Genomic DNA, 15,854 nt, shown 5'->3' on the forward strand with positions numbered 1-15,854 from the left:
ACGACTCGTCAGTACCCACGAGGATTTGTTGTCGCGGGGCTCTGCTAGGCTGGGATCCCACGACCAGAGGGCAGGAGACACCATGAGCAGCTTCACCAACCCCTATGCGCCCGACCTCACGGGCACGCTTTCTCCCAAGGCATCCAGGCAGGTGCAGGATCAACGCGCGTCCGGCACGCTTTCGCCCTTTGCCACACGGGACGCCTCCATCATCCGTCGAGACCGCACGCATGACGTGGCCACGCCCCTGCGTCCCGCCTTCGTTCGCGACACCGAGAAGATCATCCACACGCCGGCCTACAACCGCCTCAATGGGAAGACGCAGGTCTTCTCGCTGCGTGCCGACGATGACATCACGCGCCGCAACCTCCACGAGCAGCTCGTGGGCAGGGTCGCGCGCGACATTGGTGCGGCGCTCGGCTTGAACCTCGACCTCATCGAAGCCATCTCCCTGGGGCACGACATCGGCCATACGCCCTTCGGCCATGCGGGCGAGCACTTCCTCAATGACGCCTATCACCGGCGTACGGGTCGCTGGTTCTTCCACAACGTGCAGAGCGTGCGCGTGCTCGACGTGCTCTACGGGCGCAACGTCTCGCTGCAGACGCTCGACGGCGTCATCTGCCACAACGGCGAGTTCGAGCGGCAGGTGCTCAGGACGAGTGGCCTGGCGGATCTTGACGCCTTCGATTGCGTGGTCGAGAGCTGCTGGCAGCATGGGGACGAGACCATCAGCCACCTGAGGCCCATGACGCTCGAGGGCTGCGTGGTGCGCGTGTCGGACATCATCGCCTACGTGGGCAAGGACCGCCAGGACGCCATCCGTGCCGACCTGGTGCAGGAGGACAGCTTCGACGACGGCCTGGGCGGCGCGTACAACGCCTGGGCACTCTCCGCCCTTGTGGCCGACGTGGTGGAGAACAGCGTGGGGAGGGATCGCATAGCGCTGAGCGAAGAAGGGTTTACCGAGCTCAAGCGCGCCAAACGCGAGAACTACGAAAAGATCTACGGCTCGGCGGAGGTCAAGGGAGACGTGCCACGGCAGGTGGCGCATCTCTTCGAGAGGCTCTTCGAGCACGAGCTCGAGGCGCTCCGGGCGGGCGACCGGCAGTCTGCCATCTTCCAGCACCACGTGCTGCCTCTCGAGCGCCACCTTTCCCACTATGGCTGCACGTACGACTGGCAGGGCGACCCCAACCAGACGGTGTGCGACTTCATCGCCTCCATGACGGACGCGTACTTCATAGCCACCTGCGGGCAGCTCTTTCCCGAGACGGGCGAGCTCTTCCCCCGCTATGGCTACGTTGATGGCGTGATGGCATAGCACAGGCCATCTAGGGGGCCACGAGTGCGATCATCAGCGAGACGGACAGCGCCGGCCCCCAGGGAAAGGTATGGTCCGCCCGCGCCTGTCCGCGCCACCGCAGCACCAGCCAGGTGGCGATGCCCAGTGCGCTCGCCATCATGAGGGCGCACACGAGCCTGCAGGGATCCAGGCAGAAGGCCATGGCAGCCATCAGCTTGATGTCCCCGCCACCGAGGGGGCCGGTGCGCGCGTGCCTGCCCAGTAGGGACGAGAGGGCCAAAAGCACGAGGAACAGGCCGCTGGCCCACAGGATGCCCGCTGCCAGCGCCCACACGTTTCGACGGGCCAGGCAGCCTGCGGCATGGATGCCCATGACAAGCAGCACGCAGGCAGTGGGTATGCGCCGGGCCCTCAGGTCGGTGACGCTGAGCCATATGAGCGGCACACACAGGCACGCCACTTCAGGATCCATACATCCTCCCAGCATGCGCGTCACATCGTGCATGGAATGCCACAGCCTATACCACCTGTGGGCACCTGCGGCATATTGGCAAGATTCCAAACCATTTCAGCTAGCGAGACGTGCTACCTGCCACCGCTTGCCTCGATGCTCCTGTCCGTTTGGTGAACTGGGGCACCAAAGTGGGCGAGTGGGTATAGAATTTGACCACTTGCAGGCAAACGAGGAGACACTTTTGAATCGTAGCAACCTTACGCGCAGGCAGGCACTGAGGCTCACTCTTTCCGCGGGTGCCCTTGCCGCTCTCGTGCCCCAGACTGCGGCATTCGCAGATGCGGCAGACGATCTCGCACAGACCGAGTCGGAGCTTCAGGATGTCCAGAACCAGGTGGATGAGGTCCAGAAGGAACTGGATCAGATTGCCGCCGATTACGAAAAGCTGGCCGAGGAGAACTCACAGACGCGCAACGACATCGATGCCACGCAGAAGGACATCGATGCCAAGGAGGCCGACCTTGCGGAGAAGCGCAAGAGCCTCTCGGATCGCGTGTCCGAGGCGTACAAGTCAGGCGACGATGACATGCTCGCCGTGCTGCTGAGCTCCACGAGCCTGGATGAGCTCAGTTCCAACATCTACTACCTGAGCAAGATCTCCGAGAGCGATCGCAAGCTGATCCAGGACGTCAAGGACGCCATGGATCAGCTCACCCAGAAGAAGAAGGACCTGGATGCGCTCAACGAGACGCAGCAGCAGCAGATGCAGGAGATGGAGAGCAAGCAGGACGAGGCGTCCGACAAGCTCAATAGCCTCACCGACCAGCAGAAGCAGCTGATGGAGCAGCGTGACGAGGAGATGGTCGCCGCCGCGAAGGAGAAGGCCGAGCAGGAGGCCGCCGCGAAGGCTGCCGCCGCAGCGGCGGCAGCCGCCAACAGTAGCTCCAACAGCTCTGACGGTGGCGGCTCGTCGAATGGCGGCGGCTCCAATGGCAGAGGTGGCTCCAACGGGGGCGGTAACGGTGGCTCAGCCAGTGGCGGCGGCAACAAAAAGAGCGGAAGCCAGCAGCGTGTCGTCAGCGCGTGCTACGCCACGCCCTCGCCGGGCGCGGGCCTCTGTGCCATGTGGGTGAGCCAGGTCTTCCAGAACGCCGGCCTCGGCTATCCCAGCGGCAACGCCTGCGACATGTACAACGCCTGGTGCACCAGCGCCAGCAAGTCGGCCCTCAAGCCCGGCATGATCGTTGCCGTCTCCAGCCACAGCTCTACTCCCATGGGCCGCATCTATGGCCATGTGGGCATCTACGTCGGCGGTGGCATGGTCATGCAGAACATCGGCAGCGTGAACACCCAGAGCCTCGACAGCTGGATTGCCTATTATGGCGACACGGTCACCCCACGCTGGGGTTGGTGCATGGGCATCCCACTGACCTAGCAACCCTGCACGTCTACCCCGCGTCGCGCAGGCCCGCCCCATCGCAGCAGCCGATGGGGCGGGCCCCTTTGCTTGGGTGCGCTGGGGGAGCCTAGACCACGTACAGCAGGGCGGAGAGCGTGATGCAGGTGGCGCCCGCCACCACGAACAGGTGCCACACGAAGTGCAGGTACGGTACCTTCTTGGCCACATAGAAGCACACGCCCACCGTATAGCAGATGCCACCCGCCAACAGGAGCCAGAAGCCGGCGGGCGCCATGAGCTCCCAGATGTCGCGGATTTTGAAGATGACGAGCCAGCCCATGACCAGGTAGATGAGGGCAGAGAGCCAGTGTGGCTGCCGCTCGCGCAGAAGCGTCTCGGCCAGTACGCCCACCACGGCGATGACGAGCACCACGATGGCAAGCGTGGTGCCACCACGGTCGGAGAGCGTCACGAGGGCAAAGGGCATGTAGCTGCCGGCAATGAGCAGGTAGATGGAGCTGTGGTCAAGCACACGGAAGACCGACTTGGCCCTGCGCGGCACAAGCGCGTGGTAGAGCGTGGAGCAGAGGAACTCGATGATGAGCGTGATGCCCATAAGCAGCGCTGCGGCCAGGCGTGATCCGCCGCCGTCCGCAACGGCGCGCACGACGAGCAGCACGAGTCCCGCTATGGAGAGCAGCACGCCCACGCCATGCGACACGGAGTTGGCAATCTCCTCGCCCGTCGAGTACTGGCGCGCCTGCTGCTTGCCCGCGTCTGCGGGTATCTGTGCCTTGTCAGCCATGAGAGCCTCCTTAAGCCTGTTTCCTAGCCGTCACTGCGCGAGAAGCCGTTGCGCATGCCCATGCTCGCGGCGTACAGCACGTTCTCGAGCACCTGGTCGGTCTCCGTGCGCAGCATGTCGGCAATGCCCTCGTTGGCCTTCGTGAGGTCGGGGGTCGCATCATCAAAGGTACGGCCGGCGACCTCCTTGTCCGTGGCGTGTACGAGCGCGGTGCCCTTGGAGCCCACAGCCATCTGGTACCGCTCGATGTGCTGCACGCAGTTGCCATAGTGTGGGTCGGCAAGCGCGGCGATGAGGCGGCTGGACCAGTAGAGGCTGCCGGTGGACACTTGATGCGGCATGGTGTTGGAGAGGTAGTCGGGCAGCTCGTCCACGTTGGCATAGAGCGGGACGAGGGCATTGAACGCGTTGGACCCAAAGGCCATCCACTGCAGCGCCCGGCAGCAGGCGGGCCGATGGGGCCGTATCTGCAACACGGCCAGCTGGCTGGTGCGGTTGATGCCGATGGGGCGGTACCTGCCGCGCGTGGCGGGCGTGCCCGCAGCGCCGTAGGGGTCATAGGGCGTGCCCTGGTAGTGCAGGGAGAGCACGCACTTGACGTCCTCAACGGTGACCTTGCGTTCCGGAACCATGCACCAGGGAAGGTCGTCCGCCTCGGGTCCCCAACCTGTGGAGGGATCGTCCCAGCCGTTGTGCGGTGCCAGGACGCGGTGCATGGACCAGGCACGCGGCGTGTTGTACACGTGGTCGGAGTCGGAGTGGCTGCCGAAGGCATCGCGCGGGTTGAAGACGCGATGCCCGCTGGCATACGCATCGTCCTCGTCGTCAAAGAAGCCGTCGTCCATCGTGAGGTCGAGGTGGTGCTCGTCCATCCACATACCGAGGTCGGGCGAGCACATGAACCCAAGCTGGTCTCCTAGGGCATCGTCGAGGTCAAAGTCATCGATGCCAAGCTGGTTGGGCATGGTCACGTAGCAGTCGTCGGGCACGCGCCGTGCGATCCAGTGGTGGCCCCCCACGGTCTCGAGCCACCAGATCTCGTTGACGTCGGAGAACGCGATGCCGTTCATCTCGTAGGTGCCGTAGCGCTCGAGCAGGCCGCCCAGACGCTCCACCCCCTCGCGGGCGGAGCGGATGTAGGGGAGCACGAGCGTGACCATGTCCTCCTCGCCAATGCCACCGGGCGCCTCGGGCGCGAAGCCATCCGTGCCCTCCTCGCCTTGGGCGTCGACGAGCTCCACCAGCGGGTCCGTCCCGAGCACCCGCTCGTTGGAGGTGATGGTCTCCGTTGCCGTCATGGCGACGTTTGCCGTGTTGATGCCCGCGGCCGCCCAGATGCCCTCGGCATCGTCCGCGTTGGGTACGGAGGTGTAGCGCAGGGGGTCCTCCGGGAGGTCCAGCTCCACGTGGCTAATCTTCGCACGATAGTGGCGCGGCTGGTCGGCGGGATGAATCACCTGCATGCGCTTGCTGTCGAAGCGTCCCGAGGGGGAGTCCTCGTTGCGCGCGATGATGGTCGAGCCGTCGTAGCTTGCGTCCCTTCCAACAAGGATGGTGGTGCAGGACATGGGTGCTCCTTTGGCCGTGATCCGCTTGGGTAACCGCGCACAACTATACGCGTGCGCACCCTAGGTGCGCGAGGAGGACTGGATCCTGCGCATGACTCACAAGAGCGGGCACCCCTGTTGTTTCCGTTTCTGGGCAAGACTGTGCTGACGGCATGGCGCTTCCGCGGGCATGGGATAATCCCAAGTCCTCCCATGCCATGCCGCGTGGCCCTACTGTCGGGTGCGAAAGGATGCCTCATCATGTCCATGACCTTCAGGCGCAGGCTCCCCATCCCCATGGAGATTCGCGACCAGATGCCGCTTTCCCCCCCGCTCGCCCAGCGCAAGGTCGCCTTTGATGCCGCTGTTGCCGCCATCATCAGGGGTGAGGATGCGCGCAAGCTCCTGGTGATCGGGCCCTGCTCTGCCGACCGCGAGGACTCCGTGCTCGAGTACATGGATCGCCTGGCCAGACTGCAGGACGAGGTCAAGGATGTGTTCCTCTTCGTGCCACGCGTGTACACCAACAAGCCGCGCACCAGGGGCACCGGCTACAAGGGACTGCTGCACAACCCCGACCCCGCCGGGGAGCCCGACCTGCTTGAGGGCGTCAAGGCCATCCGCAGCATGCACCTGCACGTGATCGAGCACACGGGCATGTTCACGGCAGACGAGATGCTCTATCCCGAGAACCACCAGGTCCTGCTCGACCTGCTCTCCTATGTGGCAGTGGGTGCCCGTTCCGTGGAGGATCAGGAGCACCGTCTGGTGGCAAGCGGCATCGGCGTGCCGGTGGGCATGAAGAACCCCACGGGCGGCTCGACGGCGGTCATGCTCAACTCCATCCATGCGGCGCAGGCGCCCCAGACCTTCATCTATCGCAACTGGGAGGTGGAGACGACGGGCAACCCGCTCGCCCATGCGCTGCTGCGCGGCTACGTGGGCAAGGACGGCCTCAACTACCCCAACTACCACTACGAGTACCTCGAGCGCCTTGCCGACCAGTACCATGCGGACGACTACGAGCATCCCGCGGTCATCATTGACTGCAACCACGACAACTCCGGCAAGCGTCCGCTCGAGCAGGGGCACATCGCGGAGGAGGTGCTGGACAGCGTGGCGCGCAGCACGCGTATTGCGGGCATGTTCCGTGGCTTCATGATGGAGTCGTACCTGGAGGACGGTAACCAGTCCGTGGACGGTGGCATATACGGCAAGTCCATCACGGATGCCTGCCTGGGCTGGGACAACACCGAGCGTCTGGTGCGCTCACTGGCTGATCGTCTGTAGGTGAGATCTGTCCGTTTGCGCCCTTGTGCCCGACTGGTGTTGGCATGGCGCAAAAGGGTCACACGCGCATGTTGCTCCCACCTGTGATGTAGACTCAAGCGGGGCGTTGACCGTGACAACACAGCGGTGCGCCCTGCGGCGTCTCACGCGCAGAAAGGCGAATAGAGTGTCAATGACTACCGAGAACACTTCCCCTGGCACCCATGTGGGTTCCCATACCGCAGGCAGACGGGGCCTACGTCCCGAAGACAACCCTCGCCTGGGCATGAACAGGTCCTTTCCGCTGGAGGGCATCCTGGTCATAGACCTCTCGCGCCTGCTGGCAGGGCCGGTGTGCGGGCGCATGCTGGCGGACGGGGGCGCCCGCGTCATCCATGTGGAGCGCACCGGCCGCGGTGACGACTCGCGCATGCTGCCGCCCTTTACCAAGGACAACGTGTCCGAGTACTATCGCATCGCCAACACGGGCAAGGAGTCCGTGACACTCGACTTCAAGGATCCTGCTGACATGGAGCTGCTCAAGCACATGATCGCCGAGGCGGACGTCCTGCTGGAGAACTTCCGCCCGGGCGTAATGAGGCGTCTAGGGCTCGACCCCGAGGAGCTCGTCGAGTGGCACCCTCGCCTCATTGTCGCCTCCATCTCGGGCTTTGGCCAGTGGGGCCCCATGGCCGAGCAGGCGGCATACGACACCGTGGTGCAGGCCTATTCCGGCATCATGGACCTGACGGGCTATCCGGAGCGCACGGCCGTGCGCGTGGGCACCTCGGTGTCCGACATGGTCGCCGGCCAGCTGGGCTATGCCGGCATCGTGACGGCGCTGTATGCCCGTGAGCGCACGGGCAAGGGGACCACCGTGGACATCTCCATGCTGGATGGCACGTTCACCCTGCTCGAGCAGGGCCTGACCTCACCCGAGGACGAGGGTGCCGTGCTCACGCGCGTGGGCAACCGGCATCCCTTCTGCTATCCCTTCGACCTCTACGAATGCGCGGACTCCCCCATCTACATCTGTACGGCCAACGACCACCTGTGGAGGTCGCTGGCGACGGCACTCGGCCACCCCGAGTGGATCTGCGACCCGCGCCTGAAGGGCAACCCCGACCGTGCGGACAACTGGGAGTACTGCGGGGACCTGATCGGCGCGGTGCTCAAGACCAACACGGTGGCACATTGGCTCAAGGTCATCCAGGAGGCCGGCGTGCCCGTCGCACCCGTGCTCGGCGTTGAGGACACGCGCCGACTCCCCCAGATCGTCGAGCGTGGGATGCTCAAGGAGCTGGGGGATGGCAACGTCGCCATGGGCACGCCCATCAAGTACGGTGCCTGGAACTCCTACGGCTCCACCAAGGATGCGCCCCAGCTCGACGAGGAGGGCGACGCCATCAGGGCGGAGTTCTCGTAGCTGTCACCGTGGGCGCTGCCGGGGGCCGGGTGGATCAGCGGGAACCGACACCCCGGGGCGGCATCACGGCCGGGCGCGCTATGAGCCCTGCGACGTGTCGCCCGCCGGCGCCTGGCTGTCATCCGAGGCATCGTCCTGCGTGGTGACGGTGCCCCCGGCCGCCGCGAAGTCGTCCTTCACGGAGTTGGCCAGGTAGCTCACGTAGGGATCCTTGCCGGCCTCGCGCAGGTGCACGCCATCGCGATAGAGCCACTCCTCGACGTGATTCTGCGAGTGGGAATACCAATCGATGACCTTGACATTGTCATGGCGCTGGGCGGCGCGCATGATGGCGTCGTTGAACTTCTGCGTGCGCTCCGCGTTGTCCGAACGACAGGTGACCAGGTAGACCATGCGATCGCCACAGGCGTTGACCATGGCGTCCAGGACGTCATCCGAGATGGAGTTGTTGGCAAAGGCCTCGAGGATGACGATGTTGCCCACGACGCCCTGGTCGAGATAGCCTTTGAGGACGCTTGCCATCTGGGTGGGGGAGCGTCCCACGTACGTGTCGAGCAGGCCATTGGGGAAATAGCTCTTGAACTGGTTCTGCGCGTCTCCGGGCACGGAGTCGCCAATCATGAGGGGATCGTAGATGCCTGCGTCCGTCTCGGAGCTCGGGGCGGTGAGTCGGATGCTGCCAGAGGGGATGCCCTCGCCGTCGGACGCGCTGTCTTCGGAGACCTGCCGTGCCTGGTCGGCGGCGGCTCCGGTGTTGACGATGTCCTCCGCGGGGACGAGCGTCTCGTCGGGAAGGGTCGCCAGGCCCACGATGGCAATGAGGGCGATGGCGCCAACGGCGGCGCCCATGACGGCGCCCCGAGGCGGGTTGGGACGCACGGCAGCCACGCGCCTCGTGCGGTTGTCGTCCGTACGCGCAGTCATGCGTGGTGCGCGAGCGGCTCGCAGCGGCTCTGCAGCGTGCTGGCGCCACCAGGTCACGATCGCACCGCGCTCCACGAGACGATAGGAGCCCTCTGCCATGAGCAGCGACAGGCCGACGCCCACCAGCGCAAGCGGTGTGGAGCCTATGCTCCCGAGCAGCACGAAGAGGGGGAAGTGCCAGAGATAGAGGGCAAACGAGCGCGTTCCCAGCCACGTGAGGGGTCTGCAGGAGAGCATGCGCGCCAGCAGGCCTCCCCCCAACAGCGAGGCCATGATCACGCAGCAGAGGCAGGCCGCCACGAACATGCCACCTCGATACAGCAGCACGGAGGTGTCGGGCATCAGGGCCATGAGCATCACAAGCAGCGCGAGCGATGCCACACCGGCCCACCTCAGACGTCGGCCCTCGAGGGGAAGGCGGGCATGCGGCCGCCCTCCCAGAGGCCAGGCCATAGCGAGGGCGGATCCCAAAAGCGGGGCGAACGCCCTGGTGTCTGGGCCATAGTACACGCGCGTGGGATCGGCCTCCGGCACGAAGAGCACGGCCATCTCGATGGCAGACGCCACGGCGAGCACGAGGGTCACGATGATGCGCCCGTGGGCATCCCCGACCTTGTCGAGCAGGAGGAGCCCCACCGACCACAGCAGCACGAACTGGAAGTCGAGTCCCAGATACCACAGATGCATGAGCGGCGAGGGACCGCCGATCTGGGCGAAGTACGACCCCCCGCGCACGATGTAGGAGAGGTTGGTCACAAGGAGGAGCGAGGGGAGGACGTCCGGCCTGAGCTTGGTGAGCAGCACGTGGTTGCCCACGACGCAGGCGGCGGCCACCAACACGATCATGGCTGCCATGGACGGCCAGATGCGCTTGATGCGTCTCCACCAGATGCGAGGCAGCGCGCGTGCCCCGCTCGTGTGCGCGCGCCGCAGAACGGAACCGGTGAGCAGGTAGCCCGCAAGCACGAGGAACAGCACGACGCCCAGGTGCCCACTGGGGAGCCAGCTCACCTTGAGGTGATAGAGCACGATGGCGATGATGGCGAGCGCGCGGAGGCCGTCAAGTGCGGCATTGCGCTCGTGGCGTTCCAGGGGCGCCTGGCGGCGGGAGCTCCCCTGTGCGGTGCCGCGATGTGATCTGTCTGTCTGCACGGTGGTGCCTTTGGGTCCCTCTTGATTGATATGGATGGCGGATGGATGCATGCAAAGTATGACTGAAATGCTGCCTTGAGGGTAGTCTTGCTACGTCAATCCCTCGGTGGCGTGGAGAGGCGTCCGTCCACGCGCACCCCTATCATGGATAGTTCCCCATGCTGCAGCTCAAGCACATCCGCAAGTCCTACAAGACCGACTCGTTCACCCAGGTGGCGCTCGATGACGTGTCGGTGACGCTGCGCGACAACGAGTTCGTGGCCGTGCTTGGCCCCTCGGGCTCGGGCAAGACCACGCTGCTCAACATCCTGGGTGGCCTCGACAGGGCGGACTCGGGAAGCATCGTGGTCAGTGGCGTCTCCACCAAGGACTACCGCGCCAAGGACTGGGACACCTATCGCAACCATCGCGTCGGCTTCGTGTTCCAGAGCTACAACCTCATCCCGCACCAGTCCATCCTCTCCAATGTGGAGCTGGCGCTCACGCTCTCCGGCGTCGACCGCAGGGAGCGTCGCCTCCGCGCACGGAAGGCGCTGGAGCAGGTGGGCCTCGCCGCGCACATCCATAGGCGCCCTGCCCAGCTCTCCGGTGGGCAGATGCAGCGCGTGGCCATCGCCCGTGCGCTCGTGAACGATCCCGATATCGTCCTGGCTGACGAGCCCACGGGCGCCTTGGACACCGATACGGGCGTCCAGGTGATGGACATCCTTAAGGAGGTGGCCAAGGATCGCCTGGTGGTGATGGTCACGCACAATCCCGAGCTGGCGCAGGAGTATGCCACGCGCATCATCCGCGTGCGCGACGGCCGCCTCGATGGAGACACCCACCCGCCCTCGCTCAGGGAGCGGGTGGTCGCCCGCAGGGAGAAGCCTCCCGCTTCCGAGGGGAGCCGTCGCGCGTCCATGGGTCCCCTCACGGCGCTCGCGCTCTCGTTCAACAACCTCATGACCAAGAAGGGGCGTACGGCCCTCACGGCCGTTGCGGGATCCATCGGCATCATCGGCATCGCCGCCATCCTCGCGCTCTCCAATGGCGTCAACAACTACATCGCCAAGACCGAGGGGGATGCGCTCTCGAGCTATCCCGTGACGATCAACAAGAGCGGCTTCAACGTGGCGAGCCTCCTCGACTCGACGTCAACCACCGCGGACGTGACCGCCGCCGACGATGGCTCCATCCCCCAGCAGCGCGTAGCGGCGGACATGTTCGCGCAGGTGAAGTCCAACGACCTCAGGTCGTTCCGGCAGTACCTCGAGGATAACGGGGGGAGCATCTCGCCCTACGTCACCGCCATCCAGTATGGCTATGGCGTGACGCCGCAGGTCTACGGGTCTGACACCACCAATGGCGTCACGCGTCTCAACCCCTCGTCCGTGGGCCAGCGCATGGGTGCCGCCGCGGGCTCGGCGCTGACGGGAGGTACCACCACCTCGGGCTTCCATGAGCTGGTGGGCAACCAGAGCCTGCTTGACAACCAGATGGACATCGTCGAGGGACGCTGGCCCCAGGCGTCGGACGAGTGCGTGCTCATCCTGGACGAACATGGTGCCATCAGTGACTACACGCTCTACAGCATCGGCTTCTACGATCCGACCGCGCTCGACCAGATGGTGCAGAGGGTCATCAATGGCGAGGAGGTCCAGGCACCGGACGACGCTCGCCCCTTCACGTATGACGATGCGTTGAACATGACGTTCACGGTGATTCCCCCGAGCGACCTCTACACGAAGAACGAGTCGCAGGGTACGTGGACCGACATGTCCGACAATGACGACTACCTCCGGGAGAAGCTCGCCAACGGCATCCAGCTCAAGGTGGTGGGCGTGGTGAAGGCCAAGGACTCCACCTCCGCCAGCTCCTCGAGTGGGCGCGAGGGCATCGGCTACACCCCCGCCCTCACACAGGAGCTCATCGGTCGCTCCGCAGCCTCCCAGATCGTACAGGAGCAGCTGGCCAACCCCGACGTGGACGTGTTCACGGGCAAGACCTTCGAGGAGCTCCAGAGCGAGCAGGGCTCCTCCTTCGACATGAGCAACATCTTCTCCATTGACGAGGACAAACTCCGCCAGGCGTTCTCGTTTGACGCAAACGCCCTTACGGATGCGGCAGGCAGCGTGGACCTCTCGGGCATCTCGATGGACTCCTCGGGCTTCGACCCCAGCAAGATCAATCTGGACCCAAACGTCGTGAGCTCCCTCTTCAGCTCCGAGACCATGGCACAGATCATGGCGGGCGCACCCAAGTTCGACCTCGAGGACAGCGGCATTCCCGACGTCTCGAAGCTCACGGACGACCAGCGTGCGGCCATCATGCGGGACTCGTCTGCCCTGGCGAGCGGATTTATCGCCTGGATGGAGCAGAACCATCCCGATGAGGTCACGAGCACCGATGCCGACCTGTACGAAAGGCGCTACCAGGAGTATATCGCCACGGACGGTGGCAAGGCGCAGCTGCAGGCGCTGCAGGATGAGCTGGAGCAGGACCTGGGCGTCTCGTCGATGGACGACCTCGTCAGCACGGCCATGCACAACTACCTCGTGAACCAGTTCGCGCCGTACTTCTCCCAGCAGATGCAGAAGCTCATGCAGCAGGCGGCGCAGGCCATCGCGCTCCAGATAGAGGAACAGCTGCAGCAACAGGTGTCGCAGGCCGTCGGCAAGATGGGTAGCCAGCTCTCCTCAATCATATCGAGCCAGCTCCAGAAGCAGATGGGTGCGCTGACCTCTGCCCTCCAGGATGGCTTCAAGGTGGACCCGACCGTCTTCGCGAGCGCCATCACGCTCAACGTGTCCCAGGAGGACCTCACGTCGCTGCTGACCAACTACATGAACGCAGGCGACCTCACCTATGATGGTAACCTCCAGAAGCTGGGCTATGCGGACGAAAGCGACCCAAAGTCCATCCAGATCTACCCCAAGGACTTTGACGCCAAGCAGAGCGTGCTCGACATGATCGGCGACTACAACGCCCAGGTGAGTGCCGCAGGCAAGGAGGACCAGACCATTCAGTATTCCGACATCGCCGGCACGCTCATGGGCGCCGTCACCGACATCGTCGACATGATATCGTTTGTGCTCATCGCCTTCGTGTCCATCTCACTGGTGGTGAGCTCCATCATGATCGGCATCATCACGTACATCAGCGTGCTGGAACGCAGGAAGGAGATTGGCATCCTGCGTGCCATGGGTGCCTCCAGGCTGGGGGTCGCCAACATCTTCAATGCCGAGACGGCGATCGAGGGGCTGTTCTCGGGCGTGTTGGCCATCGCCATCGTGCTGCTCATATCCATACCGGTCAACCAATTCATACTCCAGACGCGCGGCATTGCCAACATCATGGCGCTGACGTTGGCAAATGCCCTCTCGCTCATTGCGGTCTCTGTTATCCTTACGCTCGTCGCGGGTGTCGTGCCAGCCATGAGCGCCGCACGCCGTGATCCTGTGGAGGCACTACGGAGCGAGTAGCACGGGCATGCGACCCCATGCACCCCCAAGGCTCGCATCATCGGAAGGAACCGCTGATCGACCCATGAGCGACCTGATAGCCGATGTCGCCCAGGGCGAGCGCATCGCCGCCGCCCACCGCCTCTTTGCCGAGACGGCGCCACGTCGGCTCTTCTTCAAGGCGGCGCTGCCGGGTTCGCTCAGCATGCTGTGCTCCGCCCTCTATGACATGTCCGATGGCATCCTCGTGGGGCAGCTCCTGGGAGAGTCCGCCTTTGCGGCGGTCGGTCTCGCCATGCCCTTTGTCATCATCGCCTTTGCGTTTGGTGACCTCATCGGTGTGGGCTCGTCGGTTCCCATCGCCATCGCCCTGGGCGAGGGCGACCACAAGCGGGCCAACAACATCTTCACGTGCTCGGCCGTCATGATCGAACTCGCTGCGGTGGTCTTGGGCGGGACCCTGTGGGTGCTGGCGCCCCTCATCATGGCGGCCATGGGGGCGACGGGTGACGTGGCGCGCATGGCCACGCTCTTCCTGCGCGTGTATGCCTTTGCGTCCCCGCTCACGACCATCCTGTTTGCGGCCGACAACTACCTGCGCATCTGCGGTCGCATCAAGACGTCCATGGGCATCAACGTCCTCATGTCCGTCTTGGGCGCGGTGGTCGAGTTCTCGCTTCTGTACTTCACGGACCTGGGTGTGGTCGGCGCCGCCCTGGGATACTGTGTCGCCCTTGCCACGGCATCGATTGTCGCCATGGCCCCCTTTGCGGCAGGTCGCATGCTGCTGCGCTTCGTGCGGCCGCGCCTCTCGGCGTCCCTCGTGCGTGAGGTGGTCATCGCTGGCATGCCCGCCTTTCTGGGCAACGTGGCGGGACGCGTGACGTCCATCCTGCTCAATGCCTCCCTGCTCGAGCTGGGAGGGGAGCGGGCCGTCTCGGTGTTTGGCATGCTCATGTACGTGTCGGGCTTCGTGTACTCCCTCATCTATGGCATGTGCGACTCCCTACAGCCGGCCGTGGGCTACAACTGGGGGGCGCATGACTATGGTCGCATGCGGTCTCTCGAGCGCTGGTGCTTCTCGGCTGCCGCCCTCGTGGGCGTGGCGCTCTCTGTCGTGCCGTTCCTCCTGCCCGGGGAGGTAACCCACCTCTTCATGGCGCAGGCGCACGGGGAGCTGCTGGCCATGGCAACGGAGGCCTTCCAGATCTTCTCGCTGACCTACGTGTTCCGATGGTTTGCCCTCGCATCCATGAGCTTCCTCACGGCAACCGAGAAGTCGAAGGCGGCCACCATCCTGTCTCTTGCGCAGGCCCTCGTGTGCCCCGTGGTCGTGCTGGTTGCGCTGCGTCCGCTGGGCCTCATGGGGCTCTGGCTTAACGCGCCGGTGTCGGCCCTGGTGACCTCATTGGGAGCCCTCGGTCTGCTCATGGGGCTCAGGCACGAGCTTCATCTCACGGTATGACGCCTGCCAACCGATACGAACACGTGTGCTGGTTTTGAGGTATGCTACAGCAAACGGTCACGGACGAGGGAGGATCCATGTTCAGGCAGACGACGGACAGGCGCGTGGCGGCGTTTTTTGCGGATGGGCTTGAGGAGTGCGAGGCCCTGGTGGTGTGCGACTGCCTCTTTCGGTCAGGCATCCCGGTGGACAAGGTCTCTATCACGGACAGGCGTGCCGTCACGTCGAGCCATGAGGTCACGGTGGTATGCGACCGCTCCATCACGGACGATGACTTCTCGTTTGGCGACTACGACATGCTCTTCCTGCCAGGCGGCATGCCGGGCACCACGAACCTGGGGGAGTGTACGGCCCTCATGGGTGCCGTCAGGGAACAGGTGGTTGCCGGGAGGGATCTGGCCGCCGTATGCGCGGCACCGTCCCTGCTGGCGCGCCTCGGCCTGCTTGAGGGCAGGCACGCCACGAGCAATCCCGACTTCCAGCAGATGCTTACGGATCACGGGGCCACCGTCCTGCAGGATCCGGTGGTCATCGACGGCAACCTCATCACGAGCAAGGGGCTGGGTACCTGCGTCGAACTGGGACTTGCTCTCGTGCGCCGCATCCTCTCGGACGAGGCGGCCGAGACGCTCAAGGATCAGATAGTCTACCTGCGCTAGCGCGC

The 15,854-nt window shown here is 64.6% G+C and carries 11 protein-coding genes; 7 read left to right on the forward strand and 4 right to left on the reverse strand.

The features are described from left to right. Nucleotides 1-82: 82 nt before the first annotated feature. Complete coding sequence (locus J2S71_RS07765; RefSeq protein WP_307390455.1) at nt 83-1,324, forward strand: deoxyguanosinetriphosphate triphosphohydrolase family protein; 1,242 nt, start codon at nt 83-85, stop codon at nt 1,322-1,324. Nucleotides 1,325-1,334: 10 nt separating this feature from the next. Here J2S71_RS07765 and J2S71_RS07770 read toward each other — a convergent pair whose 3' ends face one another. After that, nucleotides 1,335-1,778 carry a prepilin peptidase gene (locus tag J2S71_RS07770; RefSeq protein WP_307390458.1) on the reverse strand — a complete coding sequence of 148 codons (444 nt, stop codon included), beginning with the start codon at nt 1,776-1,778 and terminating at the stop codon, nt 1,335-1,337. Between the two features lie 223 nt (nt 1,779-2,001). Between J2S71_RS07770 and J2S71_RS07775 the strand changes: the two genes are divergently transcribed. After that, the gene (locus J2S71_RS07775; protein WP_307390461.1) at nt 2,002-3,195 is read left to right on the forward strand and encodes a coiled-coil domain-containing protein; all 1,194 of its coding nucleotides are present in this window, start codon (nt 2,002-2,004) and stop codon (nt 3,193-3,195) included. Nucleotides 3,196-3,286: 91 nt separating this feature from the next. Here J2S71_RS07775 and trhA read toward each other — a convergent pair whose 3' ends face one another. Together trhA and J2S71_RS07785 are read right to left on the reverse strand one after the other, a co-directional pair. Further along, the gene (gene trhA / locus J2S71_RS07780) at nt 3,287-3,964 is read right to left on the reverse strand and encodes a PAQR family membrane homeostasis protein TrhA (protein WP_021725064.1); all 678 of its coding nucleotides are present in this window, start codon (nt 3,962-3,964) and stop codon (nt 3,287-3,289) included. Between the two features lie 23 nt (nt 3,965-3,987). Further along, entirely contained in the window at nt 3,988-5,532 is a 1,545-nt protein-coding gene (locus tag J2S71_RS07785; RefSeq protein WP_307390464.1) for a C69 family dipeptidase, read from the reverse strand. A 240-nt stretch (nt 5,533-5,772) separates the two neighbouring features. Between J2S71_RS07785 and J2S71_RS07790 the strand changes: the two genes are divergently transcribed. Both J2S71_RS07790 and J2S71_RS07795 read left to right on the forward strand, forming a co-directional pair. Beyond that, complete coding sequence (locus J2S71_RS07790; RefSeq protein WP_021725065.1) at nt 5,773-6,801, forward strand: 3-deoxy-7-phosphoheptulonate synthase; 1,029 nt, start codon at nt 5,773-5,775, stop codon at nt 6,799-6,801. Nucleotides 6,802-7,066: 265 nt separating this feature from the next. After that, complete coding sequence (locus J2S71_RS07795; protein ID WP_307390468.1) at nt 7,067-8,206, forward strand: CaiB/BaiF CoA transferase family protein; 1,140 nt, start codon at nt 7,067-7,069, stop codon at nt 8,204-8,206. 78 nt (nt 8,207-8,284) lie between these two features. Here the strand turns inward: J2S71_RS07795 and J2S71_RS07800 are convergent, their stop codons facing one another. Further along, nucleotides 8,285-10,282 carry an acyltransferase family protein gene (locus J2S71_RS07800; protein WP_307390471.1) on the reverse strand — a complete coding sequence of 666 codons (1,998 nt, stop codon included), beginning with the start codon at nt 10,280-10,282 and terminating at the stop codon, nt 8,285-8,287. 158 nt (nt 10,283-10,440) lie between these two features. Between J2S71_RS07800 and J2S71_RS07805 the strand changes: the two genes are divergently transcribed. The 3 genes from J2S71_RS07805 to J2S71_RS07815 all read left to right on the forward strand — a co-directional run bounded on the left by J2S71_RS07805 (nt 10,441) and on the right by J2S71_RS07815 (nt 15,849). Beyond that, entirely contained in the window at nt 10,441-13,746 is a 3,306-nt protein-coding gene (locus J2S71_RS07805; protein ID WP_307390474.1) for an ABC transporter ATP-binding protein/permease, read from the forward strand. A 64-nt stretch (nt 13,747-13,810) separates the two neighbouring features. Beyond that, a complete protein-coding gene (locus tag J2S71_RS07810; RefSeq protein WP_307390478.1) occupies nt 13,811-15,190 on the forward strand; it encodes an MATE family efflux transporter in 1,380 nt (459 codons plus the stop codon). Nucleotides 15,191-15,231: 41 nt separating this feature from the next. Then, the gene (locus J2S71_RS07815; protein WP_307390481.1) at nt 15,232-15,849 is read left to right on the forward strand and encodes a DJ-1 family glyoxalase III; all 618 of its coding nucleotides are present in this window, start codon (nt 15,232-15,234) and stop codon (nt 15,847-15,849) included. The last annotated feature ends 5 nt before the right edge of the window (nt 15,850-15,854 follow it).

It is taken from the genome of Olsenella profusa DSM 13989 (genome assembly GCF_030811115.1).
Classification (GTDB): Bacteria; Actinomycetota; Coriobacteriia; order Coriobacteriales; family Atopobiaceae; genus Olsenella_F; species Olsenella_F profusa.